24 protein-coding genes are annotated in these 24,963 nt (G+C 64.8%); 21 read left to right on the top strand and 3 right to left on the bottom strand.

Translation table 11 applies throughout. The features are described 5' to 3' along the window. The 19 genes from nuoG (at position 1) to NR187_RS18235 (ending at position 20,217) form a co-directional block, all read left to right on the top strand. On the top strand, positions 1 to 2,076 hold the full coding sequence (gene nuoG, locus NR187_RS18145; protein ID WP_256807199.1) for an NADH-quinone oxidoreductase subunit NuoG: 2,076 nt from the start codon (positions 1 to 3) through the stop codon (positions 2,074 to 2,076). Positions 2,077 to 2,086: 10 nt separating this feature from the next. Then, positions 2,087 to 3,154 (top strand): NADH-quinone oxidoreductase subunit NuoH, encoded by a 1,068-nt coding sequence (gene nuoH / locus NR187_RS18150; RefSeq protein WP_211386034.1) that lies wholly within the window; start codon positions 2,087 to 2,089, stop codon positions 3,152 to 3,154. An 8-nt stretch (positions 3,155 to 3,162) separates the two neighbouring features. Beyond that, on the top strand, positions 3,163 to 3,657 hold the full coding sequence (gene nuoI / locus NR187_RS18155) for an NADH-quinone oxidoreductase subunit NuoI (RefSeq protein WP_014494864.1): 495 nt from the start codon (positions 3,163 to 3,165) through the stop codon (positions 3,655 to 3,657). A gap of 9 nt (positions 3,658 to 3,666) precedes the next feature. Further along, positions 3,667 to 4,305 (top strand): NADH-quinone oxidoreductase subunit J, encoded by a 639-nt coding sequence (locus NR187_RS18160; RefSeq protein ID WP_015685768.1) that lies wholly within the window; start codon positions 3,667 to 3,669, stop codon positions 4,303 to 4,305. Next, complete coding sequence (gene nuoK, locus NR187_RS18165) at positions 4,302 to 4,610, top strand: NADH-quinone oxidoreductase subunit NuoK (RefSeq protein ID WP_008547737.1); 309 nt, start codon at positions 4,302 to 4,304, stop codon at positions 4,608 to 4,610. The genes NR187_RS18160 and nuoK overlap by 4 nt, the downstream gene beginning before the upstream one ends. 8 nt (positions 4,611 to 4,618) lie before the next feature. After that, a complete protein-coding gene (gene nuoL / locus NR187_RS18170) occupies positions 4,619 to 6,697 on the top strand; it encodes an NADH-quinone oxidoreductase subunit L (protein ID WP_211386036.1) in 2,079 nt (692 codons plus the stop codon). Next, positions 6,698 to 8,206, top strand: coding sequence for an NADH-quinone oxidoreductase subunit M (locus tag NR187_RS18175; RefSeq protein ID WP_211386037.1), 1,509 nt, complete (start codon positions 6,698 to 6,700; stop codon positions 8,204 to 8,206). A 22-nt stretch (positions 8,207 to 8,228) separates the two neighbouring features. Then, positions 8,229 to 9,665, top strand: a complete 1,437-nt coding sequence (gene nuoN, locus NR187_RS18180) for an NADH-quinone oxidoreductase subunit NuoN (protein ID WP_256807200.1) — start codon at positions 8,229 to 8,231, stop codon at positions 9,663 to 9,665. A gap of 1 nt (position 9,666) precedes the next feature. Next, positions 9,667 to 10,473 carry a biotin--[acetyl-CoA-carboxylase] ligase gene (locus tag NR187_RS18185; RefSeq protein ID WP_211386039.1) on the top strand — a complete coding sequence of 269 codons (807 nt, stop codon included), beginning with the start codon at positions 9,667 to 9,669 and terminating at the stop codon, positions 10,471 to 10,473. Then, on the top strand, positions 10,473 to 12,143 hold the full coding sequence (locus NR187_RS18190; RefSeq protein ID WP_256807201.1) for a ribonuclease J: 1,671 nt from the start codon (positions 10,473 to 10,475) through the stop codon (positions 12,141 to 12,143). Before NR187_RS18185 ends, NR187_RS18190 begins: the two co-directional genes overlap by 1 nt. Positions 12,144 to 12,231: 88 nt before the next feature. Continuing rightward, positions 12,232 to 12,636, top strand: a complete 405-nt coding sequence (gene mce, locus NR187_RS18195) for a methylmalonyl-CoA epimerase (RefSeq protein ID WP_211386041.1) — start codon at positions 12,232 to 12,234, stop codon at positions 12,634 to 12,636. 9 nt (positions 12,637 to 12,645) lie between these two features. Then, the gene (locus NR187_RS18200; protein WP_256807202.1) at positions 12,646 to 12,921 is read left to right on the top strand and encodes a DUF1467 family protein; all 276 of its coding nucleotides are present in this window, start codon (positions 12,646 to 12,648) and stop codon (positions 12,919 to 12,921) included. 72 nt (positions 12,922 to 12,993) lie between these two features. Continuing rightward, positions 12,994 to 13,341, top strand: a complete 348-nt coding sequence (locus NR187_RS18205; protein WP_256807203.1) for a hypothetical protein — start codon at positions 12,994 to 12,996, stop codon at positions 13,339 to 13,341. A gap of 32 nt (positions 13,342 to 13,373) precedes the next feature. Beyond that, positions 13,374 to 14,666: an S-methyl-5-thioribose kinase gene (gene mtnK, locus NR187_RS18210; protein ID WP_256807204.1), complete on the top strand. Its 1,293-nt coding sequence runs from the start codon at positions 13,374 to 13,376 to the stop codon at positions 14,664 to 14,666. A 131-nt stretch (positions 14,667 to 14,797) separates the two neighbouring features. Continuing rightward, positions 14,798 to 16,387, top strand: coding sequence for an ABC transporter substrate-binding protein (locus tag NR187_RS18215; RefSeq protein ID WP_256807205.1), 1,590 nt, complete (start codon positions 14,798 to 14,800; stop codon positions 16,385 to 16,387). A gap of 60 nt (positions 16,388 to 16,447) precedes the next feature. Beyond that, positions 16,448 to 17,371: an ABC transporter permease gene (locus NR187_RS18220; protein WP_256807263.1), complete on the top strand. Its 924-nt coding sequence runs from the start codon at positions 16,448 to 16,450 to the stop codon at positions 17,369 to 17,371. Next, complete coding sequence (locus NR187_RS18225; protein ID WP_256807206.1) at positions 17,368 to 18,189, top strand: ABC transporter permease; 822 nt, start codon at positions 17,368 to 17,370, stop codon at positions 18,187 to 18,189. Before NR187_RS18220 ends, NR187_RS18225 begins: the two co-directional genes overlap by 4 nt. Then, positions 18,186 to 19,166: an ABC transporter ATP-binding protein gene (locus NR187_RS18230; protein ID WP_256807207.1), complete on the top strand. Its 981-nt coding sequence runs from the start codon at positions 18,186 to 18,188 to the stop codon at positions 19,164 to 19,166. The genes NR187_RS18225 and NR187_RS18230 overlap by 4 nt, the downstream gene beginning before the upstream one ends. Then, positions 19,159 to 20,217 (top strand): ABC transporter ATP-binding protein, encoded by a 1,059-nt coding sequence (locus tag NR187_RS18235; RefSeq protein ID WP_256807208.1) that lies wholly within the window; start codon positions 19,159 to 19,161, stop codon positions 20,215 to 20,217. Before NR187_RS18230 ends, NR187_RS18235 begins: the two co-directional genes overlap by 8 nt. Here the strand turns inward: NR187_RS18235 and NR187_RS18240 are convergent. Further along, on the bottom strand, positions 20,204 to 20,833 hold the full coding sequence (locus NR187_RS18240) for a LysR family transcriptional regulator (RefSeq protein ID WP_256807209.1): 630 nt from the start codon (positions 20,831 to 20,833) through the stop codon (positions 20,204 to 20,206). The two genes, NR187_RS18235 and NR187_RS18240, sit on opposite strands and share 14 nt — an antisense overlap. Before the next feature lie 128 nt (positions 20,834 to 20,961). On the opposite strand from NR187_RS18240, the gene NR187_RS18245 reads away from it, so the two are divergent. Together NR187_RS18245 and NR187_RS18250 are read left to right on the top strand one after the other, a co-directional pair. After that, positions 20,962 to 21,354, top strand: a complete 393-nt coding sequence (locus NR187_RS18245; RefSeq protein ID WP_256807210.1) for a RidA family protein — start codon at positions 20,962 to 20,964, stop codon at positions 21,352 to 21,354. A 49-nt stretch (positions 21,355 to 21,403) separates the two neighbouring features. Beyond that, positions 21,404 to 22,108: an L-2-amino-thiazoline-4-carboxylic acid hydrolase gene (locus NR187_RS18250; protein ID WP_256807211.1), complete on the top strand. Its 705-nt coding sequence runs from the start codon at positions 21,404 to 21,406 to the stop codon at positions 22,106 to 22,108. A gap of 305 nt (positions 22,109 to 22,413) precedes the next feature. On the opposite strand, the gene NR187_RS18255 is transcribed toward NR187_RS18250, so the two are convergent. Both NR187_RS18255 and NR187_RS18260 read right to left on the bottom strand, forming a co-directional pair. Then, positions 22,414 to 23,442, bottom strand: coding sequence for an ABC transporter permease (locus NR187_RS18255; protein WP_256807212.1), 1,029 nt, complete (start codon positions 23,440 to 23,442; stop codon positions 22,414 to 22,416). Between the two features lie 12 nt (positions 23,443 to 23,454). Then, complete coding sequence (locus NR187_RS18260) at positions 23,455 to 24,957, bottom strand: sugar ABC transporter ATP-binding protein (RefSeq protein WP_256807213.1); 1,503 nt, start codon at positions 24,955 to 24,957, stop codon at positions 23,455 to 23,457. Between the last annotated feature and the right edge of the window lie 6 nt (positions 24,958 to 24,963).

Raw genomic sequence — 24,963 nt, forward strand, 5'->3', positions numbered from 1 at the left:
ATGACCAAGCTCATCATCGACGGCAAAGAGATCGATGTCCCGCCGGAGTACACGCTGCTTCAGGCGTGCGAAGCGGCCGGCGCCGAGATTCCGCGCTTCTGCTATCACGAGCGGCTGTCGATCGCCGGCAATTGCCGGATGTGCCTCGTCGAAGTGAAGGGCGGCCCGAAGCCGGTCGCGAGCTGCGCCTGGGGCGTGCGCGATTGCCGTCCGGGCCCCAAGGGCGAGCCGCCGGAAATCTCGACGCGTTCGCCGATGGTGAAGAAGGCGCGCGAAGGCGTGATGGAATTCCTTCTGATCAACCATCCGCTGGACTGCCCGATCTGCGACCAGGGCGGCGAGTGCGATCTTCAGGACCAGGCGATGGGCTATGGTGTCGACACCAGCCGCTTCGCCGAGAACAAGCGCGCGGTCGAGGACAAATATCTCGGCGCGCTGGTCAAGACCTCGATGAACCGCTGCATCCAGTGCACGCGCTGCGTCCGCTTCTCGGCGGAAGTCGCCGGCGCTCCCGAGATGGGCGCCACCGGCCGCGGCGAGGACATGGAGATCACCACGTATCTCGAGCACGCACTGACGTCGGAATTGCAGGGCAATCTCGTCGACATCTGCCCGGTCGGCGCGCTGACCTCGAAGCCCTATGCTTTCGCCGCGCGCCCCTGGGAGCTCGGCAAGACCCAGTCGGTCGACGTGATGGACGGCGTGGGATCTGCGATCCGCGTCGACACCCGCGGCCGCGAGGTGATGCGCGTGCTGCCGCGCATCAACGAGGCCGTGAACGAGGAGTGGATCTCGGACAAGACCCGTCACGTCGTCGACGGCCTGCGCACCCAGCGGCTCGACCGGCCCTATATCCGCGAGGCCGGCAAGCTTCGCGCGGCAAGCTGGCCCGAGGCCTTCGCAACCATCGCGGCCAAGGCGGCGCGCACCGACGGCAAGCGCATCGGCGCCATCGCCGGCGATCTTTCCGGCGTCGAGGAGATGTTCGCGCTGAAGGATCTGCTCGCCAAATACGGCTCGGCCAATCTGGCAGTGCAGGGCGGCGACGCCTTCGATCCCGCGCTCGGCCGCGGTTCCTACATCTTCAATCCGACGCTTGCAGGCGTCGAGCAGGCCGACGCGCTGCTCATCATCGGCGCCAATCCGCGCAAGGAAGCGGCGGTGTTCAACGCCCGCATCCGCAAGCGCTGGCGTGCCGGCGGCTTCAAGGTCGGCGTGATCGGCGCGAAAGCCGATCTGACGTACGACTATGACCATCTCGGTGCGGGTACCGAGACGCTCGGCGAACTTGCCGCCGGGAAGCACTCCTTCATGGACGTGCTGAAGAACGCCAAGAACCCGATCATCCTGGTCGGCGCGGGCGCAGCCTCCCGTCACGACGGCGCCGCCATTCTTGCAGCCAGCGCCAAGCTCGCGCTCGACGTCGGTGCGATGAAGGACGGCTGGAACGGCTTCGGCGTGCTGCACGAGACCGCCTCGCGCGTCGGAGCGCTGGATATCGGCTTTGTCGCCGGTCAGGGCGGATTGAACGCCGCGCAGATGACGACGTTCGGCACGCTCGACCTCTTGTTCCTGCTCGGCGCCGACGAGATCAAGGCGCCGGACGGCACTTTCGTCGTCTATATCGGCACCCATGGCGACCGCGGCGCGCATCGCGCCGACGTCATCCTGCCGGCGGCCGCCTACACCGAGAAATCCGCGATCTACGTCAACACCGAAGGCCGCGTGCAGATGACAGGCCGTGCCGCATTCCCGCCGGGCGAGGCCCGCGAGGACTGGGCGATCGTGCGCGCGCTCTCGGAGGCGCTCGGCAAGAAGCTCGGCTATGACTCGCTGTCGGCGCTCCGCCAGGCGATCTTCAAGGCTGTGCCGCATCTGATCCGTCTCGACCAGATCGAGGCCGGATCCGCCGACCAGGTCAAGAAGCTGGCGGGGAAGGGCGGCTCGCCCGAGAAGGCGCCGTTCAAGCCGCTGGTCGAGGACTTCTACCTGACCAACCCAATCGCGCGTGCGTCCGCCGTGATGGCGGAATGCTCGCGGCTTGCCTCCGGGCAGATGCTGACCGCAGCGGAGTGAGCGTGATCTGATGGAATTCTTCGAAAGCGCATTCTGGACCGGGTTCCTCTGGCCGCTGATCATCATGATCGCGGAGAGCGTTCTGGTGCTCGTCGTCCTTCTGATCGCGATTGCCTACATCCTGCTCGCCGACCGCAAGATCTGGGCGGCGGTGCAGATTCGCCGTGGCCCGAACGTGGTCGGACCCTGGGGCCTGCTGCAGTCCTTCGCCGACCTGCTGAAATTCGTGCTGAAGGAGCCGATCATCCCGGCCGGCGCCAACAAGGGCGTGTTTCTCCTTGCTCCCTTGGTCTCGTGCGTCCTGGCGCTCGCGGCCTGGGCGGTGATTCCGACCAATCTCGGCTGGGTGATCTCCGACATCAATGTCGGCATCCTGTTCATCTTCGCGATCTCGTCGCTGTCGATCTACGGCATCATCATGGCCGGCTGGTCGTCGAACTCGAAATATCCGTTCCTGGCGGCGCTGCGCTCGGCGGCGCAGATGGTGTCCTACGAGGTCTCGATCGGCTTCGTCATCATCACCGTGCTGCTCTGCGCCGGCACGCTGAACCTCTCGGCCGTGGTCGAGGCTCAGCATGTCCGCGGCCTGGCCAGCCTGATCGGGCTGCCGCAGCTGACGATCCTGAACTGGTACGTCTGGCCGCTGTTCCCGATGTTCGTGATCTTCTACGTCTCGGCGCTGGCGGAGACCAACCGTCCGCCCTTCGACCTCGTCGAAGCGGAATCCGAACTGGTCGCCGGCTTCATGGTCGAATACGGATCGACGCCGTATCTGCTGTTCATGCTCGGCGAGTATGTCGCGATCGTCACGATGTGTGCGATGGCGACGATCCTGTTCCTCGGGGGCTGGCTGCCGCCGGTCGACCTGCCGCCTTTCAACTGGGTGCCAGGGATCATCTGGTTCTCGCTCAAAGTGTTCTTCATGTTCTTCCTGTTCGCGATGGCAAAGGCGATCGTGCCCCGCTACCGCTACGATCAACTGATGCGCCTCGGCTGGAAAGTGTTCCTGCCGCTGTCGCTGGCGATGGTGATCGTGGTGGCCGGTGTGCTGCACTTTGCCGGCATCGCGCCGAAGTGAGGGCCGTCATGGGTATCAACGTCAACGCCACTGCACGCTCGCTTCTGCTGTCGGAATTCGTCTCGGCGTTCTTCCTCGCCATGCGCTATTTCTTCCAGCCGAAGCCGACGCTGAACTATCCGTTCGAGAAGGGCCCGATCTCGCCGCGCTTCCGCGGCGAGCACGCGCTGCGCCGCTATCCGAACGGTGAAGAGCGCTGCATCGCCTGCAAGCTGTGCGAAGCGATCTGCCCGGCGCAGGCGATCACCATCGAGGCCGGTCCGCGCCGCAACGACGGCACCCGCCGCACGGTGCGCTACGACATCGACATGGTGAAGTGCATCTATTGCGGCCTCTGCCAGGAGGCCTGCCCGGTCGACGCCATCGTCGAAGGTCCGAACTTCGAGTTCGCGACCGAGACCCGCGAGGAACTGTTCTATGACAAGGCCAAGCTGCTCGCCAATGGCGACCGCTGGGAACGCGAGATCGCCAAAGCGATCGAGCTCGACGCGCCGTACCGGTGAGATGAGAGCATGATCCTTCCCGCGCTGTTCTTCTATCTCTTCGCCGGCGTCTGCGTCGCCTCGGCGGTGATGGTGATTGTCTCGCGCAATCCCGTGCACTCCGTGCTGTACCTGATCCTGGCCTTCGTCAACGCCTCCGGCCTGTTCGTGCTGATGGGTGCCGAGTTCCTGGCGATGATCCTGATCGTCGTCTATGTCGGCGCGGTCGCGGTGCTGTTCCTGTTCGTGATCATGATGCTCGACGTCGACTTCCTCGAGCTGCGCGAGGGTTTCATCGAGTACCTGCCGGTCGGCCTCGTGATCGGCGGCATCTTCCTGTTCGAGCTGCTGCTCACCGTGGGCTTCTGGGTCATCAATCCCGGCGTCGCCAAGACGATCACGGCGGCGATCCCGACCAATGTCAGCAACACCGAAGCGCTCGGCCTCGTGCTCTATACGAAGTACATCCACTACTTCCAGCTCTCGGGCATGGTGCTTCTGGTTGCCATGATCGGCGCCATCGTGCTGACGCTGCGCCACAAGGCGAGCGTGAAGCGGCAGGACATCAACGTTCAGAACGCGCGCACGCCCGAGATGGCGATGGCGATGCGCAAGGTGGCGCCGGGGCAGGGGCTCCAGGACAGCGACGCGGCGGAGTGGGTGAAATGACGATCGGGCTCGGACACTATCTGGCGGTCGGCGCGATCCTGTTCACGCTCGGCATCCTCGGCATCTTCCTGAACCGCAAGAACATCATCGTCATCCTGATGTCGATCGAGCTGATCCTGCTCTCGGTCAACATCAACCTCGTGGCGTTCTCGACCTTCCTCGGCGACATCGTCGGCCAGGTCTTCGCGCTCCTGGTGCTCACCGTCGCGGCCGCTGAAGCCGCGATCGGTCTCGCCATCCTGGTGGTCTATTTCCGCAACCGCGGCTCGATCGCGGTTGAGGACGTCAATCTGATGAAGGGCTGATCTCAGTCATGGTCCAGGCGATCGTTTTTCTGCCTCTGCTGGGCGCCATTCTGGCCGGCCTGATCGCGCTGTTCGGCGCGCATGCCCGCAACCCCTCGGGCGACGAAGTGGAGCATCACGGCGACCACGGTCACGGCCATGGCGACGCCCACGCGGCGGCGGCCCATGACGACCATGGTCACGACGATCATGCTCACGACGACCACGGTCCGGCCGAGCCGCCCGCGGCCGGCTCGCGCGGCGCCGAGCTGATCACCACGGCGCTCCTGTTCGTGTCGGCGGCCCTGTCATGGATGACGCTGGTCGACGTCGGCTTCATGCATCACGACATGCGCATTCCGCTGATGCCGTGGATTCTCTCCGGCGATCTCCAGGTCTACTGGACGCTTCGGGTCGATACGCTCACGGCCGTGATGCTGGTGGTGGTGACGACCGTGTCCTCGCTCGTGCACCTCTATTCGATCGGCTACATGGACGAGGATCCGAACCGGCCGCGCTTCTTCGGCTATCTCAGCCTGTTCACCTTCGCCATGCTGATGCTGGTGACCGCGGACAATCTCGTGCAGCTGTTCTTCGGCTGGGAAGGCGTCGGTCTGGCGAGCTACCTCCTGATCGGCTTCTGGTACCAGAAGCCGTCGGCGAACGCCGCCGCCATCAAGGCCTTCGTGGTCAACCGCGTCGGCGATTTCGGCTTCGCGCTAGGCATCTTCGCGATCTTCCTGCTGGTCGGCTCGACCGATTTCGAGACCATCTTCCACACGGCGCCGGGCCTCACCGGCAAGACCATCGACTTCCTCGGCTGGCACGCCGATGCGCTGACCCTGACCTGCCTGCTGCTGTTCATGGGCGCGATGGGCAAATCGGCGCAGTTCCTGCTGCACACCTGGTTGCCGGACGCGATGGAAGGCCCGACCCCGGTCTCGGCACTGATCCACGCCGCGACCATGGTCACCGCCGGCGTCTTCATGGTGGCGCGCCTGTCGCCGCTGTTCGAGCTGGCGCCGAACGCGCAGGCCGTCGTGATGTTCTTCGGCGCGACCACGGCGTTCTTCGCCGCGACCATCGGCCTCGTCCAGAACGACATCAAGCGCATCGTCGCGTATTCGACCTGTTCGCAGCTGGGTTACATGTTCGTGGCGATGGGAGCGGGGGCCTATTCGGTCGGCATGTTCCATCTGTTCACGCACGCCTTCTTCAAGGCGCTGCTGTTCCTGGGCTCCGGCTCGGTGATCTACGCGATGCACCACGAGCAGGACATCCGCAACATGGGCGGCCTCTGGAAGAAGATCCCCTACACCTACGCGGTGATGGTGGTCGGCACGCTGGCCCTGACCGGCTTCCCGCTGACCGCGGGCTATTTCTCCAAGGACGCCATCATCGAGTCCGCCTACGCCTCGCACAATCCGTTCGCGATGTACGGCTTCCTGATGACGGTCGTCGCCGCCGGCCTGACCTCGTTCTACTCCTGGCGCCTCATCTTCAAGACCTTCCATGGCGAGCCGCATGACGAGCATCATTACGAGGCGGCGCACGAGGCCCCGATCTGGATGCTGATCCCGATCGGCGTGCTCGCGGTCGGCTCCATCATGGCCGGCTTCCCGTTCAAGGAACTGTTCGCCGGTCACGGCATCGAGGAGTTCTTCCGCGAATCCGTGAAGATGAATCCGCACATCATCGAGGAAATGCACCACATCCCCGAGAGCATCGCGTTCCTGCCGACGGTGATGATGGTGCTGGGCTTCCTGGTGTCGTACCTGTTCTACATCCGCCGGCCCTATCTGCCGGTCGAACTCGCGAAGACGCAGCCGATGCTGTACCAGTTCCTGCTCAACAAATGGTACTTCGACGAGCTCTACGACCTCATCTTCGTCCGTCCGGCGAAGTGGATCGGCTACCAGCTCTGGAAGAAGGGCGACGGCGTCATCATCGACGGCCTGGGTCCCGACGGCATCTCGGCCCGCGTGCTGGACGTCACCCGCAACGTCGTGAAGATCCAGACCGGTTATCTCTATCACTACGCGTTTGCCATGCTGATCGGCGCCGCCGGCCTGATCACCTGGTTCATGTTCGGCTTTGGAGGCCAGTAAATGACGACCTGGCCCATCCTTTCGGTCACGACGTTCCTGCCCTTGGTCGGCGCGCTGATCGTCTATCTCAGCCGCGGCGACGACGAGGCGGCCCGGCGCAACTCGCGCTGGATCGCGCTGTGGACCACGCTGATCACCTTCGCGGTGTCGGTGATCCTGGTCATGCGCTTCGATGCGTCGAACCCCGACTTCCAGTTCGTCGAGAAGGCGAACTGGCTCGCCACCGGTATCACCTACCACATGGGCGTGGACGGCATCTCGCTGCCGCTCGTGATCCTGACCACCGCCATCATGCCGTTCTGCATCATCGCGAGCTGGAAGGCGATCACCAACCGCGTCCGCGAATACATGATGGCGTTCCTGATCCTGGAAACGCTGATGATCGGCACCTTCTCGGCGCTCGATCTCGTGCTGTTCTACCTGTTCTTCGAGGGCGGCCTGATCCCGATGTTCCTGATCATCGGCGTCTGGGGCGGTCCGCGCCGGGTCTACGCGTCCTTCAAGTTCTTCCTCTACACGCTGCTCGGCTCGGTCCTGATGCTGCTCGCCATCATGGCGCTGTACTGGAACGGCGGCACCACCGACATCCCGACCCTGATGCACACCGCCGTGCCGCGGTCGTTGCAGACCTGGGCGTGGCTGGCCTTCTTCGCCTCCTTCGCGGTGAAGATGCCGATGTGGCCGGTGCACACCTGGCTCCCCGACGCGCACGTCGAGGCGCCGACCGCAGGCTCGGTGGTGCTCGCCGCAATCCTGCTGAAGATGGGCGGCTACGGCTTCCTGCGCTTCTCGCTGCCGATGTTCCCGCTGGCCTCGCACGACTTCGCGCCGCTGGTCTTCACGCTCTCCGCCATCGCCATCATCTACACCTCGCTGGTGGCCTTGATGCAGGAGGACATGAAGAAGCTGATCGCGTACTCGTCGGTCGCGCATATGGGCTTCGTCACCATGGGCATCTTCGCCGGCACCATGCAGGGCGTCGCCGGCGGCGTGTTCCAGATGATCTCGCACGGCATCGTCTCCGGCGCGCTGTTCCTCTGCGTCGGCATCGTCTACGACCGCATGCACACCCGCGAGATCGCGGCCTATGGCGGCCTCGTCAACCGGATGCCGCTCTACGCGCTGACCTTCATGGTCTTCACCATGGCCAATGTCGGCCTGCCCGGAACGAGCGGCTTCGTCGGCGAGTTCATGACGCTGCTTGGCACCTTCAAGGTCTCGATCCCGACAGCGTTCTTCGCGACCTTCGGTGTGATCCTGTCGGCGGCCTATGCGCTGTGGCTTTACCGCAAGGTCGTGTTCGGGGCGCTGGTCAAGCCGTCGCTGATGAGCATGAAGGATCTCACCCTGCGCGAGTGCGTGACGCTGTTCCCGCTGATCGCGCTGACGATCCTGTTCGGCGTCTATCCGAAGCCCGTGCTCGACATGTCGGCCGCCTCTGTCCAGCAACTCGTCAACAATTACAACACCGCTGTGACGGCCGTGAAGGCCGCCGCACTGCTCCAGTGAGCGGGCAGGTCAGGATATCGCCATGAGCTTTGAGACTGCAGGTTATCAACTGGCGCCGGTGCTGCCCGAGCTCGTGCTCGCGGTCGGCGCCATGGCGCTCCTGATGCTCGGCGCCTATCGCGGGCAGGAGACCACCAGGACGGTGACCTCGCTCGCGGTCCTGCTCCTGGTCGCGGTCGGCTTGCTCGTCTACCTTCAGCCCGCGGGCAAGCAGGTGACCTTCGGCGGCAGCTTCATCGTCGACGATTTCGCCCGCTTCATGAAGATCCTGGCCCTGATCGGCTCGGCGGTGACGCTGGTGCTGTCGACCGAGTTCCTGTCCGACCCGTCGCGCCGCATCTTCGAATACGCGATCCTGGTGCTGCTCTCGACGCTCGGCATGATGGTGCTGATCTCGGCCGGCGACCTGATCTCGCTCTATCTCGGCCTCGAATTGATGTCGCTGGCGCTCTATGTCGTGGCGGCCTCGAACCGCGACAACGCGAAATCGACCGAAGCCGGCCTGAAGTACTTCGTGCTCGGCGCGCTGTCGTCGGGCATGCTGCTGTACGGCTCCTCGCTGATCTACGGCTTCACCGGAACGGTCTCCTTCACCGGCATCGCGGCAGCCGCGACGGTCTCGAATGTCGGCCTGGTGTTCGGCCTGGTCTTCCTGCTCGCCGGCCTCTGCTTCAAGGTCTCGGCCGTGCCGTTCCACATGTGGACGCCCGACGTGTACGAGGGCGCGCCGACCCCGGTCACCGCGTTCTTCGCCTCGGCTCCGAAGGTCGCCGCGCTCGCCGTCTTCACTCGCGTCACGCTCACCGCATTCCCGGGCATCGTCTCGCAGTGGCAGCAGATCCTGGTGTTCGTCGCCATTGCGTCGATGGCGCTGGGTTCGTTCGCTGCGATCGGCCAGAGCAACATCAAGCGCCTGATGGCCTATTCCTCGATCGGCCACATGGGCTTTGCCCTGGTCGGTCTTGCCTCCGGCACCGTCGAGGGCGCGCAGGGCGTGCTGATGTACATCGTGATCTATGTCGCGATGACGCTGGGCTCGTTCTCGATCATCCTGGCCATGCGCCGCAACGGCCAGGCGGTCGAGCAGATCAGCGATTTCGCGGGCCTGTCGCGCACCAATCCGCTGCTCGCCTTCATGTTCGCGATGCTGCTGTTCTCGCTGGCCGGCATCCCGCCGCTCGCGGGCTTCTTCGCCAAATGGTACGTCTTCGTCGCCGCGATCAAGGCCAATTTGTTCACGCTTGCGGTGGTCGGCGTGCTGACCAGCGTGGTCGGCGCCTACTATTATCTAACCATCGTCAAGACGATGTATTTCGACGAGCCGGCCGGGCAGGTCGATCCGGTGCGCGTCGAGGTGAAGACGGTGCTGGCGGTCGCGGGCCTGTTCAACATCCTGTTCGCGTTGTTCGCAGGGCCAGTGGTGAGCGTCGCCTCCGCCGCGGCAAAGTCGCTGTTCTAGGATGGGATTCGCGCTCGGTCCTCGCGCACTCTCGGCGGGCTACAAGCTCGCAGCTTTCGACCGGACCGGCTCGACCAATACCGAGGCGATCGCGCATGCCAGGGGCGGCGAGCGCGGCCCGATGTGGTTCGTGACATCCGAGCAGACCGCCGGCCGCGGCCGCCGCCAGCGCTCCTGGATCGCGCCGCGTGGTAACCTTGCGGCCAGCGTCCTCGAGGTTCTGGACATTGCGCCCGCCGTCGCCGCCACGATCGGCTTCGCGGCGGGGCTGGCGGAGGAGGCTGCCCTCGAGAAGGTCAGCCTCGAGGCCGCTTTGCGCCTTGGCGAGGGCCGTCCCCGCTACGCCCTGAAATGGCCGAACGACGTGCTTGCGGGCGGCAGGAAGCTGGTCGGCATCGGCCTCGAGGCCGAGGCCATCGGCGATCGCCTGGCCGTTGTCGTCGGCATCGGCACCAACGTCGTCGCAGCACCCGAGGGCACCCCGACGCCCGCAGTGTCGCTCGCCGCGCTCGGCGTCCAGATCAGCGCGGAAGAGCTGTTTGCGGCGCTATCCGATGCCTGGGTGGAGTTCCGCGGCATCTGGGACAATGGCCGCGGCTTTGCCGAGATCCGCAAGCTCTGGCTGGAGCGCGCGGCCGGGCTTGGCGCGCGGGTCGCGATCAACACGGGAACGATGACACTGGAAGGCATTTTTGACACGATCGACGATACCGGTTGCCTGATCGTCCGCACCACTGACGGCCGACGCCTGCCGGTGGCGGCCGGCGAGGTGTTCTTCGGCTCGGCCGCCTCCGTGGGAGCTGCGTGATGGCGAAACCTGAAGAACTGGTCTTTGCGCCGCTCGGCGGCGTCGGCGAGATCGGCATGAACCTGTCGATCTACGGCCTCGGCAACCGCCAGCAGCGGGCCTGGCTGGCGATCGATCTCGGCGTCTCCTTCGGCGACGAGGAGCATCTGCCGGGCATCGACCTGATCATGCCCGACATCAGCTTCCTGGAGAAGGAGCGCAAGAACCTGATGGGGCTGGTGCTGACCCACGCCCATGAGGACCATTTCGGCGCCATCATCGATCTCTGGCCCAGGCTGAAATGCCCGATCTATGCGACCCAGTTCAGCGCGGCGCTGTTCGAGGCCAAATGCGCCGCCGAGCGCAACGCGCCGAAGATCCCGGTGACGGTGGTGCCGTCGGGCGGCCGCATCGATGTCGGCCCATTCAACGTCGAGTTCATTCCCGTCGCGCATTCGATCCCGGAGTCGCATGCGCTGGCGATTCACACCGACGTCGGCACGGTGCTGCACACCGGCGACTGGAAGATCGATCCGACCCCGATCATCGGCCGCCCGACCGACGAGAAGCGGCTGCGCGAACTGGGTGATCAGGGGCTGCTCGCCTTGATCGGCGATTCCACCAACGCCGTGCGCGACGGCCGCTCACCCTCGGAAGCCGAGGTTGCCCGATCCATTACCGAACTCGTCAAGGCCGCCAAGGGCCGCGTCGCAGTCACGACCTTTGCCTCCAACGTCGCGCGCCTCAAGGCCGTCGCCATCGCTGCGAAGGCCGCCGACCGTGAGGTCGTCGTGGTCGGCCGCGCCATGGAGCGCGTGGTGCAGGTCGCGCGCGAGACCGGCTATCTCGACGGCGTGCAGAGTTTCCGCTCCCCCGAGGTCTACGGCCATCTGCCGCAGGACAAGGTGCTGGCGCTCTGCACCGGCAGCCAGGGCGAGCCGCGCGCGGCGCTGGCGCGCATCGCCAATGACGACCATCCCGAGATCACGCTCAACCGCGGCGACAGCGTGATCTTCTCCTCGCGCACCATTCCCGGCAACGAGAAGGCGGTCGGCGCAATTATCAATGGCCTGGTTTTACAGGGTGTCGAGGTCATCACCGACCGCGACCATCTGGTTCACGTCTCCGGCCACCCCCGCCGCGACGAGCTGCGCGACATGATCGCCTGGACCAGGCCGCAGCTCCTGATCCCCGTCCACGGCGAGGCGCTGCACCTGAACGAGCACGCCAAGCTCGCGCGCGCCGCCGGCGTGCCGCGCGTGCTGGTCGTCCGCAACGGCGATCTCGTCAAGCTCGGCCCCGGCGATCCCGGCATCATCGGGGAAGTGCCCTCGGGCCGTCTCTACAAGGACGGCACGATCCTGGAGGATTCCAAGTCCCGTGCCGTGGTCGAGCGCCGCCGCATGGCGTTTTCGGGCTGTGCCTTCGTCGCCATCGCCATGACCGAGCAGGGCGAGCTTGCCGACGATCCCGAGGTCGATCTCGTCGGCATCCCCGAGAAGAACAGGGCGGGCGAACCCTTCGACGACATCGTCTTCGACGCCGTGGTCTCCACCGTCGAGGGCCTGCCGAAGGCGCGCCGCCGCGATGCGGATGCGCTGGCCGAGTCGGTGCGGCGCGCCGTCCGTGCCGTGATCAACGAACATTGGGGCAAAAAGCCTCCCTGTCTGGTACACGTCCTGACAGTCTGATTTGGGCACGATCTTTTCGGAAGACCGCTTCACACTTTGCGCTACCGCGGCCCTTCGGGTCCGGATCATGCCTTAAGGGAGAAGAAACATGCTGGGCCGGCTCAACCATGTCGCGATCGCGACCAAGGACGCCGTCAAGGCCGCGAAGATCTATGGCGCCGCCTTCGGGGCGCAGATCTCGGAGGCCGTCGCGCTGCCCGATCATGGCGTCACCACCGTGTTCGCGACGCTCCCCAACACCAAGATCGAGTTCATCGAGCCGCTCGGCGAGGCCTCGCCGATCGCAAAATTCCTCGAGCGCAATGCCGACGGCGGCATCCACCACGTCTGCTACGAGGTCGTCGACATCATCGCCTCGCGCGACACGCTGGTGAAGGAGGGCGCGCGGGTGCTCGGCGACGGCGTGCCGAAGATCGGCGCGCACGGCAAGCCGGTGCTGTTCCTGCACCCGAAGGATTTTTCCGGTGCCCTGGTCGAAATCGAGCAGGCGTAAGGCCGGACCATGGCCATCCAGATCTCAACCGCAATCGCGATCTACTTCGTCATCTGGTGGATCGCGCTGTTCCTGACGCTGCCCTTCGGCGTGCGCAGCCAGCACGAGGACGGCGTCGGCGCACCCGGCACCGACCCCGGTGCGCCGATCCTGACGCGGATGAGGAGCAAGCTGATCTGGACCACGATCATCTCGGCGATCATCTACGGGATCGCCATGGTCGCCTATCACGCCGGCTATCTCTCGATCGAACGCCTGTCGAAATTGATGGGCATGCCGTTCTAGGTTTTCTGCTAGGTTTTTTGCCGGGTTTTTGCCGGGTTTTTCGGTGTTGCGTCGTTGTTTTTGGGGGAACGAATGACTTTTCAGAGGATCGTCGTCGCGCTTCTGTTTCTGATCGTCGTTGGCCTCGGCGCCATCGGCTATTTTGAATGGAAGATGGCCGTGCAGGCGCGGACGCTGAAGGCGTTCGTCGAGGGCTACGTCTTCAACGAGGCCGTGATCGCCTGCGAGCAGGCCAAGAGCTCGACGCCGTTCAAGTGGAACGGGGGCAAGAGCACCTCGGTGATCGGCCTGAACTCGGTCAAGCTGGACAAATACAACGTCAGTGCCAGCTACACGCTGGTGGCGGACAACGTCTATTGCGATTACGATCCGATCAAAAGAAAGGCCGAGATCGGCTCGAGCTTCCTGGAGCGGGAGTAACGATCCGGCCATGCAAATGGGATGGGATCGTCATGGCGCAGGGGCAGGCGGGAGGCTACCGGATCTTGCATGAGGCGGATCTGCGGGATTATCTCGCGGCCGCTCCGGACCTTGGGGCGATCCTCGGCGGCGAGCCGGCCGCCTGGCCCATCACCGAAGTCGGCGACGGCAACCTCAACCTCGTCTTCATCGTCAAGGGCGCGCGCGGCGGCGTCGCCGTGAAGCAGGCGCTGCCTTACGTCCGCCTCGTCGGCGAGAGCTGGCCGCTGCCGCTGTCGCGCGCCCATTACGAATTTCTGGCCTTGTCCCGGCAGGCCGAGCTCGCACCCGGTCTCGTGCCGGCTTTGCTGCACCACAACGAGACCCTGGCGCTGACGGTGATGGAGCTGCTCGAGCCCCACATCATCATGCGCAAGGGGATGGTCGCGGGCACGCAATATCCGCGCTTTGTGGACGACATCACCACCTTCATGGCGCGGACGCTGTTCTTCACCTCCGACCTCGCGCTGTCCGCCGCCGAGAAGAAGGAAGGCATCGTGGCCTTCGCCGGCAACCATGCGCTCTGCAAGATCACCGAGGATTTGATCTTCACCGATCCCTACCGGATCGCCGAGCAGAACCGCTGGACCGCGCCGTATCTCGACGGTCTGGCCGCTGAACTGCGCGACGACCTGGACCTGCACGTCGCCGTCTCCCGGCTGAAGCTGAAGTTCATGGCGAGCCCCGAGGCGTTGCTCCATGGCGACCTCCATACCGGCTCGATCATGGTCACGGACAGCCAGACGCGGGTGATCGACCCCGAATTCGCATTCTACGGCCCGATGGGATTCGACATCGGCGCGGTGCTGGCCAATCTCCTGATGGCCTATTTCGCCTCCGCCGGCCACGAGCGCTCGCCCGGCGAGCGGCGCGCGTTCGAGGCTTGGGTGCTCGAAACGGTGGAGCAGGTCTGGAACGAGTTCGCCCGCAAGTTCCTTGACCTCTGGTGCGCAAGCGCGGCGGGGGATGCCTATCCCGCCTCGCTCTTCGCCGGCGAGAAGGGCGCCGCCCGCCTCGAGGCGGAGCGGCATGCCTACATGCAGCGCCTCTTCGCCGATACGGTCGGCTTCGCCGCCGCAAAAACCATCCGCCGCATCTTCGGTCTCGCCCACAATATCGACTTCGAGCTGATCGAGGATCCGAAGAGGCGGGCGATCAGCGAGGCGCGAGCCGTGCGGCTGGCGAGGGCGATGATGGTGGAGGCGGGGGCATTTCCGGCGATCGCGGACGTCACCGCTGCAGCGCGGAAGCTGCGGGATTGGAAGCCGGAGTTCACGGCCGGCTAGACGCGTCCCAACAGATCGGCGGAGCCCGGGCGCCGCGCCAGCATATGTCAACCGCTTCAAGGCGCTTGCATTCGACGTGCCGCGAATGGTCAACTCTCGGACCGGAGCACGCCTGCATTGTCGGAGGGACCATGATGTTCAGGATAGTGGCGATCGTTGCTGGTTTGGGCCTGGCGCTCGCCGGTGCGGCGGAGGCCCAGACCCCGCGCAGGGGCGGAACCATCCGTATGACCGCGCCTTATGGTTCGAGCTTCACAAGCCTGGACATCCATACGACCCAGCGCGCCCAGGACGAGATCTACGCCAAGGCCTTGCACCGGTCGCTCTACATCTGGAATTCCGCGGAAGGCAAGCCGGTTCTGGAACTCGCCAAGGAGGATGTGGTCTCGGGCGGTGGCTTCGTTCACACCTTCAAGCTGCGCGACGACGCCTATTTCCACAACGGCCGCAAGATGATGGCCGACGACGTCATCTGGTCCTACAACCGTATCATGGATGGCACCAAGGCCTATCCCGGCGCACGTTACGTCCGCATCATCGAGGGCGCGGCCGCGGTCGAGAAGGGCCAGGCCAAGGAGATCTCCGGCCTGAGGAAGATCGACGACTTCACCCTCGAAATGAAGTTGACCGAAAAAGTCGATCCCGGATTCTACTTCTTCACCGCGCTGACCTCGATCTATCCCGCCGATGAGGGAGCAAAGGAGACCTTCATCCAGCATCCGATCGGCCTTGGGCCGTTCAAATTCGTCGAGCACGTGCCGGGATCGCGCATCGTCCTGGAGCGGTGGGACCGGTTCTACAAGCCCGGCAAGCCCTACGCCGACAAGGTCATCGTGTCGGTCATGGGCGAGGCCGCGGCCCGCGATGTCGCCTTCCGCAACAAGGAGATCGACACATCGGTGCTGGGACCTGCGCAATATGTCGCTTATCAGAACGACGCCGACCTCAAGGGCACCGTCGTCGAAGTCGCCGAGGTCTTCACCCGCTACATGGGGATGAATCCCTCGTTCAAGCCGTTCGCCGACAAGCGCGTCCGGCAGGCGATCAACTACGCGATCGACACTGACCTGATCATCAACAAGCTGGTCAAGGGCAAGGCTTATCGCGCCACCAGCTGGCTGCCGCTGACCTCGCCCGCTTACGACAAGGCCATGAAGCCCTACGCGTTCGATCCCGCCAAGGCCAGGCAGCTGCTCGCAGACGCCGGCTACCCTTCAGGCTTCGAGTTCGAGTGGACCACCAGCCAGAACGAGAGCTGGGGCTTGCCGATCGTTTCGGCCGTCATCCCGATGCTGGACAAGGTCGGCATCAAGGCGAAGGTCAAGCAGGTCGAAACCGCGGTATTGGCGGAGGTAGTTCGCAGCGGCGACTACCAGGCCTTCATCTATTCCCAGGCGACCGGCCCGGATCCCCAGGCCGCGCTCAAGTGCTTCCACTCCGCGACGCCACAATCGGCCTGCAACTACATGAACTACAAGAACCCCGAGTTCGACAAGCTGATCGACGAGGCCGGACAGACCGACGACGCTGCAAAGCGCATCCAGCTGCTGCAGAAGGCCAATGCGCTGCTGTACGAAGAGGCTCCGGTCTGGTTCTTCAACTACAACAAGGCGGTCATGGCCGTGCAGCCCTGGCTCAAGGGGATCCAGCTGAACGCGACGGAGCTGACCCATCAGAACGTCGAAGACCTCTGGGTCGACGAGACCTCGCCCGCGAAGTGACATGCGCTGTCGCGCTCCCTCCATCGCGACCAGCGACGGAGGGAGAGAGGAAAAGTGCCGATGCTCTCCTTCCTGTTCCGCCGTCTCGTGCAGACCATTCCGACCGTGCTCGCCGTCGTGCTGCTGGTCTTCGTGCTGTTCAGCGTCGTGCCCGGCAGCATCGTCTCGAGCATGAGCGACGATGCCGATCCGCAGGTCGAGCTACGCATGAAGAAGCAGCTCGGCCTAGACGATCCCGTTTATGTGCGCTTCGGCGCCTACATCGCCAAGCTCGCGACCGGTGATTTCGGCACGTCATTCCGGACGCGCGAGCCTGTCACGACCATGATCGCCAAACGGATGTGGCCGACGCTGCAGCTCATCTTCGCCGCCATGGCGTTTTCCGTCGTGATCGGCGTGCCGCTTGGTTTCATCGCCGCCCTGAAGCCCGGGGGCATCGTCGACACGCTCGCAATGGTCGTGGCGGTATCGGGCCTTTCGATCGCCAAATTCTGGCTCGGTCTGGTCCTGATGTACTTCTTTGCGTTGAAACTCGGCTGGCTGCCGAGTTTCGGCTATGGCGACGGCGGACTGAAATACCTGATCCTGCCGGCGGCGACGCTCGGCGTCTCGCCGATGGCGCTGTTCGCCCGGACCACACGCGCTGCTGTGCTCGAGATCATGACGGCCGATTTCGTCCGCACCGCGCGCTCCAAGGGCATGAGCGAGACGCGAGTCGTGAAGTGGCATGTGATGCGCAACGCGCTCGTCATCATTCTCACCACCGTCGGCCTGCAGTTCGGCGCGCTGATGGGGCAGGCGGTCGTGGTCGAGAAGTTGTACTCCTGGCCGGGCATCGGCTCGCTGCTCGTCGACAGTGTCCTGCAGCGCGACATTCCGGCGGTCCAGGGCTCCATTCTCGTCGTGGTGCTGGCCTTTCTCGCGATCAATCTGCTGATCGACGTGCTCTACGGCGTGATCGATCCCAGGATCAGATACGCATGAAGCTCCGCGCCAATCTCATCATCGGTGGCGCGCTGTTCGCGCTTGCGATCCTGGTCGGCCTGCTCGCGCCCTGGCTGGCGCATACCGACCCTGTCCTCGACGCCAATCTCATGAACGCGGAGGAGCCGCCAAGCTGGACCTGGTGGTTCGGCACCGACGACCAGGGCCGCGACATCTATTCTCGCGTCGTCTACGGTGCGCGCGTCTCGCTGACGGTCGGCATCGTCTCGCAGCTCATCAACAGCGTCATCGGCATCGCGCTGGGCCTGAGCGCCGGCTATTTTGGCGGCTGGTGGGACGATGTCGTCAACGGCCTGACCAATCTCATGCTCGCGATCCCCTCGCTGATCTTCGCGCTTGCCATCATGGCGGTGCTGGGACCCGGCCTGACCAGCCTGCTGATCGCACTCGGCTTGACCAACTGGTCCTTCACCTGCCGGATTGCACGGGCCTCGGCGCTGTCGCTTCGAAGCCAGGGCTATGTGCAGGCCGCAACCGTGCTCGGCTATGGCGATCTGCGCATCATGATCACCCAGCTGCTGCCGAACATGCTGGGACCGATCGTCGTCATCGGCACGCTCGGCATGGGCAGCGCGGTGCTGTCGGAGGCCGCGTTGTCGTTCCTCGGCCTCGGCGTCCGCCCGCCGTTTCCGAGCTGGGGCAGCATGTTGTCGGATGCCCGCGACCAGATCACGACGGCACCGTGGCTCTCGGTCTTTCCCGGCCTTGCCATCTTCCTGACGGTGCTCGGCCTCAATCTGCTCGGCGACGGCCTGCGCGACATTCTCGATCCCCAATCGCGGAGCCGGCGGACATGACCGGCGCGCCGCTGATCGAAGTCGAAGATTTGCGTATCGACCTTCACGATGGATCGCGGCGCGTTGCGGCGGCCGAGGGCGTTTCATTCCGGATCGATCGCGGCGAGACGTTCGGTCTCGTCGGCGAATCCGGCTGCGGCAAGAGCATCACGGCGCTCGCCCTGATCGGCCTGTTGCGGCCGCCGCTGTCGATCGGCAATGGCGTCATCCGCTTCGAGGGGAATCAGATCCAGCACCTTTCGGCGGCCAGGCAGCGGGAGCTCCGCGGCAACCGCATCGCCATGATCTTCCAGGAGCCGATGACGGCGCTCAATCCGGTTTCGCCGGTGGGACGGCAGATCGCCGAGATGTTCGTGCTGCACAAGGGCAAGAGCTGGCGGGAGGCCAACCGGCTGGCGGTCGAGGCGCTGGCGAACGTTCGCGTCCCCGCGCCGGAGCGCCGCGTGCACGATTACCCGCACCAGCTGTCGGGCGGCATGCGCCAGCGCGTGATGATCGCCATCGCGCTGGCCTGCGGTCCGGACCTGCTGATCGCCGACGAGCCGACCACCGCGCTCGACGTGACCGTGCAGGCCGAGATTATCGAGCTGATGCGCAATCTCTGCGCCGAGCGGGGGACGGCGATCCTGATGATCAGCCATGACCTTGGCCTCGTCGCCAATGTCTGCCGCCGCGTGGCCGTCATGTATGCCGGTCGCATCGTCGAGGAGCGCGGCTCGGCCGATATTTTCCGTGCCCCCTCGCACCCCTATACGCAGGGCCTGGTCGACTCGCTGCCGCGGCTGGGCAGTCGTGCCGCGCTCGGCCGCAGCAGGCTCAAGGAGATCGCGGGCGTGGTCCCGGCCATCACGAATTTCCCTGACGGCTGCAGGTTCAACCCGCGCTGCGCGCAGGCGACCAATATTTGCCGGACCGTCGCGCCGGAGACGGATTTGTTGAGTGCCGGCGGTCTGGTCAGGTGTCACCACCATGCATGAACCGCGCGACGGTCTGGGTGTGGCGGGGCAGGCCGACGATGTCATTCTCAGCGTCGAGGATCTTGCGGTTCATTTTCCGCTGGGCGGCGGCTTGCTCGGCCGCAGCCGGCGCCTGTTGCGCGCCGTCGACGGTGTCGATCTCAGGCTGAAGCGCGGCGAATGCCTCGGCCTCGTCGGCGAATCCGGCTCCGGCAAGTCGACGGTCGCATTGTCGATCCTCGGCCTCTTGACGCCGACGCGCGGCCGCATCGTGCTGGACGGGCAGGTTGTGACGAACCGGCAATCCGGCGATCGCAAGGCGCTGGCCCGCACCGTGCAAATGGTGTTTCAGGATCCCTACGCCTCGCTCAATCCGCGCCAGACCGTGCGCCGCACGTTAGAGGATCCCCTGCGGGTGCACGGCGTGACCGCCGCAAGCGAGATCGAGGACCGCGTTGCGACGATGCTTCGGCATGTCGGCCTGCGGCCCGAACAGTCGGGCCGCTACCCGCACGAATTCTCCGGCGGCCAGCGCCAGCGTATCGGCATTGCGCGCGCCCTGATCCTCAATCCCAGGATCGTCATCTGCGACGAGCCCGTGTCGGCGCTCGACGTCTCGATCCGCGCCCAGATCATCAATCTGCTGCTGGAATTGAAGGACACCCTCGGTCTTTCCTACATCATGATCAGCCACGACCTCGGTGTCGTCGAGCACATGAGCGACAAGGTCGCCGTGATGTATCTCGGCCGGATCGTGGAGAACGGCGGCTGGCGCGAGATCTTCGAGCGGCCTGCGCACCCCTACACGCAAGCCCTGATCGCCGCCATTCCCGATCCGCTGCACCATGCGCCGCTGGCGACGACAGGAGGCGACCTTCCCAATCCGCTCAATCCGCCGAACGGATGCGCGTTCAGCCCACGTTGCCGCCACGCGGAGGATGTGTGCCGTCACGAGCCGGGGCCGATGCTGGAAACGCGCCCCGACGGGCACGCGGTGCGGTGTTGGCGGAGTGAGGAGATTGCGGGGCAGGCGGCGTTGGCATCGTCTGACGGCCGCCTCAACTTCCCATGATGCCGACCAGCCGAGGGCGCCGGTGGTTTGCGAGCCGGTTCTCGGCTGGCAGCGCGCGCAGCCAATCGCGGAAGCTGACGATTTCGGGGCAATCCGCGGTGCCTTCAGGCGCAATCAGCCAATCGCCGACGCCCGATCCCTCATCGACCCGGTCGCAACGATAGCCCGGATGATGGCGGAGGCCCCGGGCGATCAGCAGGTCGACCTTGCCCTCGATCAATTCGTGCAAGCCGGCCGGCTGCAGCACCCGCAGGCCGATCTCCGCATGCGTGCTGCGAAACTCCTCCAATTGGAGGCGGCGCAAGTCGACGCCGCCATGGACGCCCAGCTGCAGGAGTGCCGCACCTGCCGGTTTCAATTGCGAGGTGGCCTCCGCAATGTGGCGGAAGCCTTCGGAGACCCCGGGAAGATAGGCCCGACCGGCCGCGGTGAGGATGAGCTGCTTATGCAGCCGCTCGAACAGCTGCACGCCGAGGCGCGCCTCCAGCGCTTTCACCTGCTGCCCCACGGCGGCGGGCGTCACGTGCAGCTCGTGCGCGGCCAGCTTGAAGCTGAGATGCCGGGCGGCGGCCTCAAAAGCGCGGAGCGCGTTGAGTGGTGGCAGGATGTAGGTCATCGCGCACCATTTTGACACTGATGGGCCTCGGCCTTGCAATAGATTTTCTTGCGCTGAGCCGCAGGAATGATGCTTTGCGAAGCAGCGATGTCGCCGGATACGGTCGGCCCGCAATCCGGAGAAACTCCATGCCCCCAGCTCAAGTCGTCAGCCACAATCCCGCAACGGTCCACGCGCCCGCCGGCGGCTACTGCATGGGACTTGAACTGAAGCAGCATCGCCGCCTGTTGTTCATCAGCGGCCAGGTGCCGGAACGATCCGACGGTACCGTGCCCGAGGGTTTCGAGGCGCAATGCGAGCAGGCCTGGCGCAACGTCATCGAGGTGCTCGCCGCCGCGGACCTTGGCGTCGGGCATCTGGTCAAGGTCACCACGTTCCTGACCGACCGCAATCAAGTCGTGCCTAACCGCATCATTCGCCGCACGATGCTCGGGGAACACCAGCCCGCGCTGACGGTCGTGATCGTCGAGACAGTCGACAGCAGATGGCTGTTCGAGATCGAGGCGATCGCCGCGGAGTGAAGCCGGTGTCGCCGGCCTTGCAATGAACCAATCATATCGGGTGTATCCAATGGCTGAGAACATTCATGCTTTCTACGAGACGCATCGGGACGCCATGGAGGCCGCCATGCGCGATCGCCTCGACCTTGCCGAGGCGATGTTGCGCGAGCGCGCGCATCTATCCGACATCGACGGGATCGGGCGGGAGGTGATGGCCGAATTCGAGATCGTGCTCACCCAGATGCCCTATGTCGGCGGCGCGGCAAGCCGCATGAGCGATTTCTTCATGCGTCTCATGGGCTTCATGGCTATCAGCCGCGTGCTGCGACGCCACGGCGTGCCGCCGCCTGTGATCGGCGAGATCGAGCGCGAAACCTACAAGGCGCAATTGCTGACTACGCCCGAAACGGAACGTCTCGCCTCGGGGCGCCATTTCATGTCGCTGGAGAACCAGGCCGTGCTGCGCCAGCACGCGGCGAAGAGCGTTACTGAAAGCCATCAGAAGGATTTTCCGGAGGATTTCGTCTACGATTTTGTCGAGCCGGATACGGGCGACAGCTTTGAATTCGGCATCAACTACAAGGCTTGCGGCTTCTGCAAACTCGCGGCGCGCCATGGCGACAAGGACATTTTGCCGAACATTTGCGGGCTCGATTTCGTCGCCTACGCGGCGCGAGGCATTCGCCTGGAAAGGACACAGACATTGGCGGGCGGCGCGAGCCACTGCGATTTCCGGTTCTCGCGGCTTGCGCCGGATAGGAAGGCGGCAAGCTGAGCCGCCTTCTCATGCCCTGCAATCGTGTCGGTCCTTGATTGCCCCCGTTGACGTATCGTCATTGCGAGCGCAGCGAAGCAATCCAGAATCTTTCCGCGGCGGCAGCCTGGATTGTTTCGCTGCGCTCGCAATGACGGGGTAGGCAACGGCTTTTCGAAGCAACCGCCCATGATGACATCGTGCGCCTGTTTTGCCCGACGTGTCAAACGCTCGTCTCGCTGCGGCTCAAGTCAAGCCGATCTGGATTCCTCAGCGATTTCTACTGTGCATGGGGTTGTTTTCGCGCTTTTTGTTTTGAGGCTTGTCTAATCCGCCGCCTTCTCCCTCAGCCGCTGGGCATAGACGTTGATCACCAGTGCCGCCAGCAGGATCAGGCCGCGGATCAGGATCTTCAGGAAGCTGTCGATGTTGACGTGGTCGAGGCCGTTGTTGAGCACACCGAGAACGAAAAGTCCGACGATGGTGTTGCCGATGCCGCCGCGGCCGCCGAACAGGCTGGTGCCGCCGACCACGACGGCGGCGATGGAGTCGAGCAGGTATGTGTCGAACTCGTTCTGCTGCGCGCTGCCGAAATGGGCGACGCCGAGCATGCCGCCGATGCCGGAGCAGACCGCCGAGATCACCATGACGGCGCCGAGGATCAGCTTGACGTTGAGGCCGGAATATTCGGCCGCCTCGCGGTTGCCCCCGACCATGTAGACGTAGCGGCCGAAGCGCGTGTAGGTCAGTACCAGATGGCCGCCGAGCAGCATGATCGCGGCGACGATGACGATCCAGGGGATGCCGCCGATCGAGCCGGAGCCGAGCGTGGTGATCAGGCCGGGCACCTTGTAGGCGATCTGGCCGCGCACCAGCAGCGCCGAGATGCCGGCGGCGATCTGCATCATCGCCAGCGTCATGATGAAGGAGGGGATGCCGATCACGGTCAGCCCCAGCGCATTGACGAGGCCGAGCGCTGCGCAGAGCAGGATGGCCATCAGGATCGCCGCGGCCCCGGGCAGGGGGATGTTGGGAATGTTGACGTAGGATTCCTGCAGCGTGAAGTAGGCGACCGCGATGCCGGTGACGTTGGCGATGCTGGCGATGGAGAGGTCGATCTCGGCGCAGAGGATCACGAAGGTGAGGCCGACCGCGATGATGCCGGTCACCGACACCTGGGTCAGGATGTTGCCGAGATTGTCGAGCGTGGCGAAGGAGGGGCTGGCGAAGGCGAAGAAGCCGGACAGGAAGATCAGCGTCAGGAACGGCGCGATGTTGCGCATCTGCGAGCGCAGGAAGGGCGCAAGACCACGCGCCCGCTGCCCTGCCGCCACTGCCGTCTCACTACTCGCCATGGTGATTCTCCGTCACGCCGCTTCCAGCAGGCGGTCCTTGCTGACCGGCTCGTTCTTGAATTCCCGCACCAATGCGCCGCGCTTGAGCACGAGGATGCGGTCGGCCAGCGACAGCACCGTCTCCGGCTCGGTCGACAGCACGATGATGGCGAGCCCCTTGGCGCGGAGATCGCGGACGATGTTGATGACGTCGTTCTTGGCGCCGACATCCATGCCGCGGGTCGGCTCGCACAGCACCAATAGCTTTGGCGGATAGGTCAGCCACTTTGCCAGCGCGACCTTCTGCTGGTTGCCGCCGGAGAGCATGCCGAGGTCGAGGCCGACCACCGGCGGCCGGATCTGCAACTGCTCGATCTGCCGCTGGGCGATGTCGCGCTCCTGCGCCGGCTTGAGCAGCAGGGACGAGATGCGGTCCAGAATGCTGATCGAGATGTTCTTGTAGACCGGCTCCTGGTGAAACAGCATGGCGCGCCGGCTCTCCGGCACCAGCGCCACGCCGGCGCGTCGCGCCGCTGCCGTGCTGGCGAAGGTTTTGGGCGTGCCGCCGACGGCGAGCGTGCCGCTGTCCGGCTGCAGCTTGCCGAACAGGATTCGTGACAGCTCCTGCTGGCCGCAGCCCATGAAACCGTAGATGCCGAGCACTTCGCCCGCGCGGGCCTCGAACGAGATGTCCTTCAGGCTGCGCGCCAGCGAGAGCTGATCGACCTTCAGGATCACCGAACTGTCGCTCGGCTGGGGAAGCATCAGATCGTCGCTATAGCTGTGCTCGAGCGCTTCGCCGCCGCGGCCGATCATGGCCTCGATCAGCGCGCCCTTGCTGGTTGCGGTGGAAGGCGTTTCGGCGACCTTCCGCCCATTGCGGAACACCGTCACCGTGTCGGACACGAGCAGGATGTCCTCGATGAAATGCGAGATGAAGACGATGGCAGTGCCTTCCTCGCGCAGCCGCCGAAGCGTTGCGAACAGCCGCTCGACCTCGGGCGGCGAGAGCGCGGAGGTCGGCTCGTCCAGGATGACGATGCGGGCGCCGGAGAACAGCACGCGCGCGATCTCGATCAGTTGCTGGAGCCCGATCGGGAGGTCGCCGAGCCTGCTCATCGGGTCGACGTCGATGCCGAAGCGGGCGAGCTGCTCGCCGGCCTCGCGCGCCATGCGCCGCCATTGCACCAGGCCGAGCCGGTTGGTCGGCTGATTGCCCAGGAACACGTTCTCCGCGACCGTCAGGTCCGGCGCGACGCTGAGCTCCTGGTGAACCATGGCGATACCGGCCGCATGCGCGTCGCGCGCCGAGCGGAAATGAGTCTCCTTTCCATCGATCAGGAAGCGGCCGGAGAATTCGCTGTGCACGCCGGCGATGATCTTCATCAGCGTGCTTTTTCCCGCGCCGTTCTCGCCGACGAGACCGTGGATCTCGCCGGGATGAAGCGCGAAGTCGACACCACGAAGCGCTTCGACGCCGCCGAAGCTCTTCGTGATGCCCTGCAGTTCCAGGATAGGCGAACGATCCTCTCGCATGGAGGC

The organism is Bradyrhizobium sp. Bra64 (genome assembly GCF_024519875.1).
Classification (GTDB): Bacteria; Pseudomonadota; Alphaproteobacteria; order Rhizobiales; family Xanthobacteraceae; genus Bradyrhizobium; species Bradyrhizobium japonicum_G.

Bases quoted from the DNA above. Each gene is read 5' to 3' on its own strand.
- nuoG (WP_256807199.1), top strand. From the start codon at position 1: ATGACCAAGCTCATCATCGACGGCAAAGAGATCGATGTCCCGCCGGAG.
- nuoH (WP_211386034.1), top strand. From the start codon at position 2,087: ATGGAATTCTTCGAAAGCGCATTCTGGACCGGGTTCCTCTGGCCGCTG.
- nuoI (WP_014494864.1), top strand. From the start codon at position 3,163: ATGGGTATCAACGTCAACGCCACTGCACGCTCGCTTCTGCTGTCGGAA.
- NR187_RS18160 (WP_015685768.1), top strand. From the start codon at position 3,667: ATGATCCTTCCCGCGCTGTTCTTCTATCTCTTCGCCGGCGTCTGCGTC.
- nuoK (WP_008547737.1), top strand. From the start codon at position 4,302: ATGACGATCGGGCTCGGACACTATCTGGCGGTCGGCGCGATCCTGTTC.
- nuoL (WP_211386036.1), top strand. From the start codon at position 4,619: ATGGTCCAGGCGATCGTTTTTCTGCCTCTGCTGGGCGCCATTCTGGCC.
- NR187_RS18175 (WP_211386037.1), top strand. From the start codon at position 6,698: ATGACGACCTGGCCCATCCTTTCGGTCACGACGTTCCTGCCCTTGGTC.
- nuoN (WP_256807200.1), top strand. From the start codon at position 8,229: ATGAGCTTTGAGACTGCAGGTTATCAACTGGCGCCGGTGCTGCCCGAG.
- NR187_RS18185 (WP_211386039.1), top strand. From the start codon at position 9,667: ATGGGATTCGCGCTCGGTCCTCGCGCACTCTCGGCGGGCTACAAGCTC.
- NR187_RS18190 (WP_256807201.1), top strand. From the start codon at position 10,473: ATGGCGAAACCTGAAGAACTGGTCTTTGCGCCGCTCGGCGGCGTCGGC.
- mce (WP_211386041.1), top strand. From the start codon at position 12,232: ATGCTGGGCCGGCTCAACCATGTCGCGATCGCGACCAAGGACGCCGTC.
- NR187_RS18200 (WP_256807202.1), top strand. From the start codon at position 12,646: ATGGCCATCCAGATCTCAACCGCAATCGCGATCTACTTCGTCATCTGG.
- NR187_RS18205 (WP_256807203.1), top strand. From the start codon at position 12,994: ATGACTTTTCAGAGGATCGTCGTCGCGCTTCTGTTTCTGATCGTCGTT.
- mtnK (WP_256807204.1), top strand. From the start codon at position 13,374: ATGGCGCAGGGGCAGGCGGGAGGCTACCGGATCTTGCATGAGGCGGAT.
- NR187_RS18215 (WP_256807205.1), top strand. From the start codon at position 14,798: ATGATGTTCAGGATAGTGGCGATCGTTGCTGGTTTGGGCCTGGCGCTC.
- NR187_RS18220 (WP_256807263.1), top strand. From the start codon at position 16,448: ATGCTCTCCTTCCTGTTCCGCCGTCTCGTGCAGACCATTCCGACCGTG.
- NR187_RS18225 (WP_256807206.1), top strand. From the start codon at position 17,368: ATGAAGCTCCGCGCCAATCTCATCATCGGTGGCGCGCTGTTCGCGCTT.
- NR187_RS18230 (WP_256807207.1), top strand. From the start codon at position 18,186: ATGACCGGCGCGCCGCTGATCGAAGTCGAAGATTTGCGTATCGACCTT.
- NR187_RS18235 (WP_256807208.1), top strand. From the start codon at position 19,159: ATGCATGAACCGCGCGACGGTCTGGGTGTGGCGGGGCAGGCCGACGAT.
- NR187_RS18240 (WP_256807209.1), bottom strand. From the start codon at position 20,833: ATGACCTACATCCTGCCACCACTCAACGCGCTCCGCGCTTTTGAGGCC.
- NR187_RS18245 (WP_256807210.1), top strand. From the start codon at position 20,962: ATGCCCCCAGCTCAAGTCGTCAGCCACAATCCCGCAACGGTCCACGCG.
- NR187_RS18250 (WP_256807211.1), top strand. From the start codon at position 21,404: ATGGCTGAGAACATTCATGCTTTCTACGAGACGCATCGGGACGCCATG.
- NR187_RS18255 (WP_256807212.1), bottom strand. From the start codon at position 23,442: ATGGCGAGTAGTGAGACGGCAGTGGCGGCAGGGCAGCGGGCGCGTGGT.
- NR187_RS18260 (WP_256807213.1), bottom strand. From the start codon at position 24,957: ATGCGAGAGGATCGTTCGCCTATCCTGGAACTGCAGGGCATCACGAAG.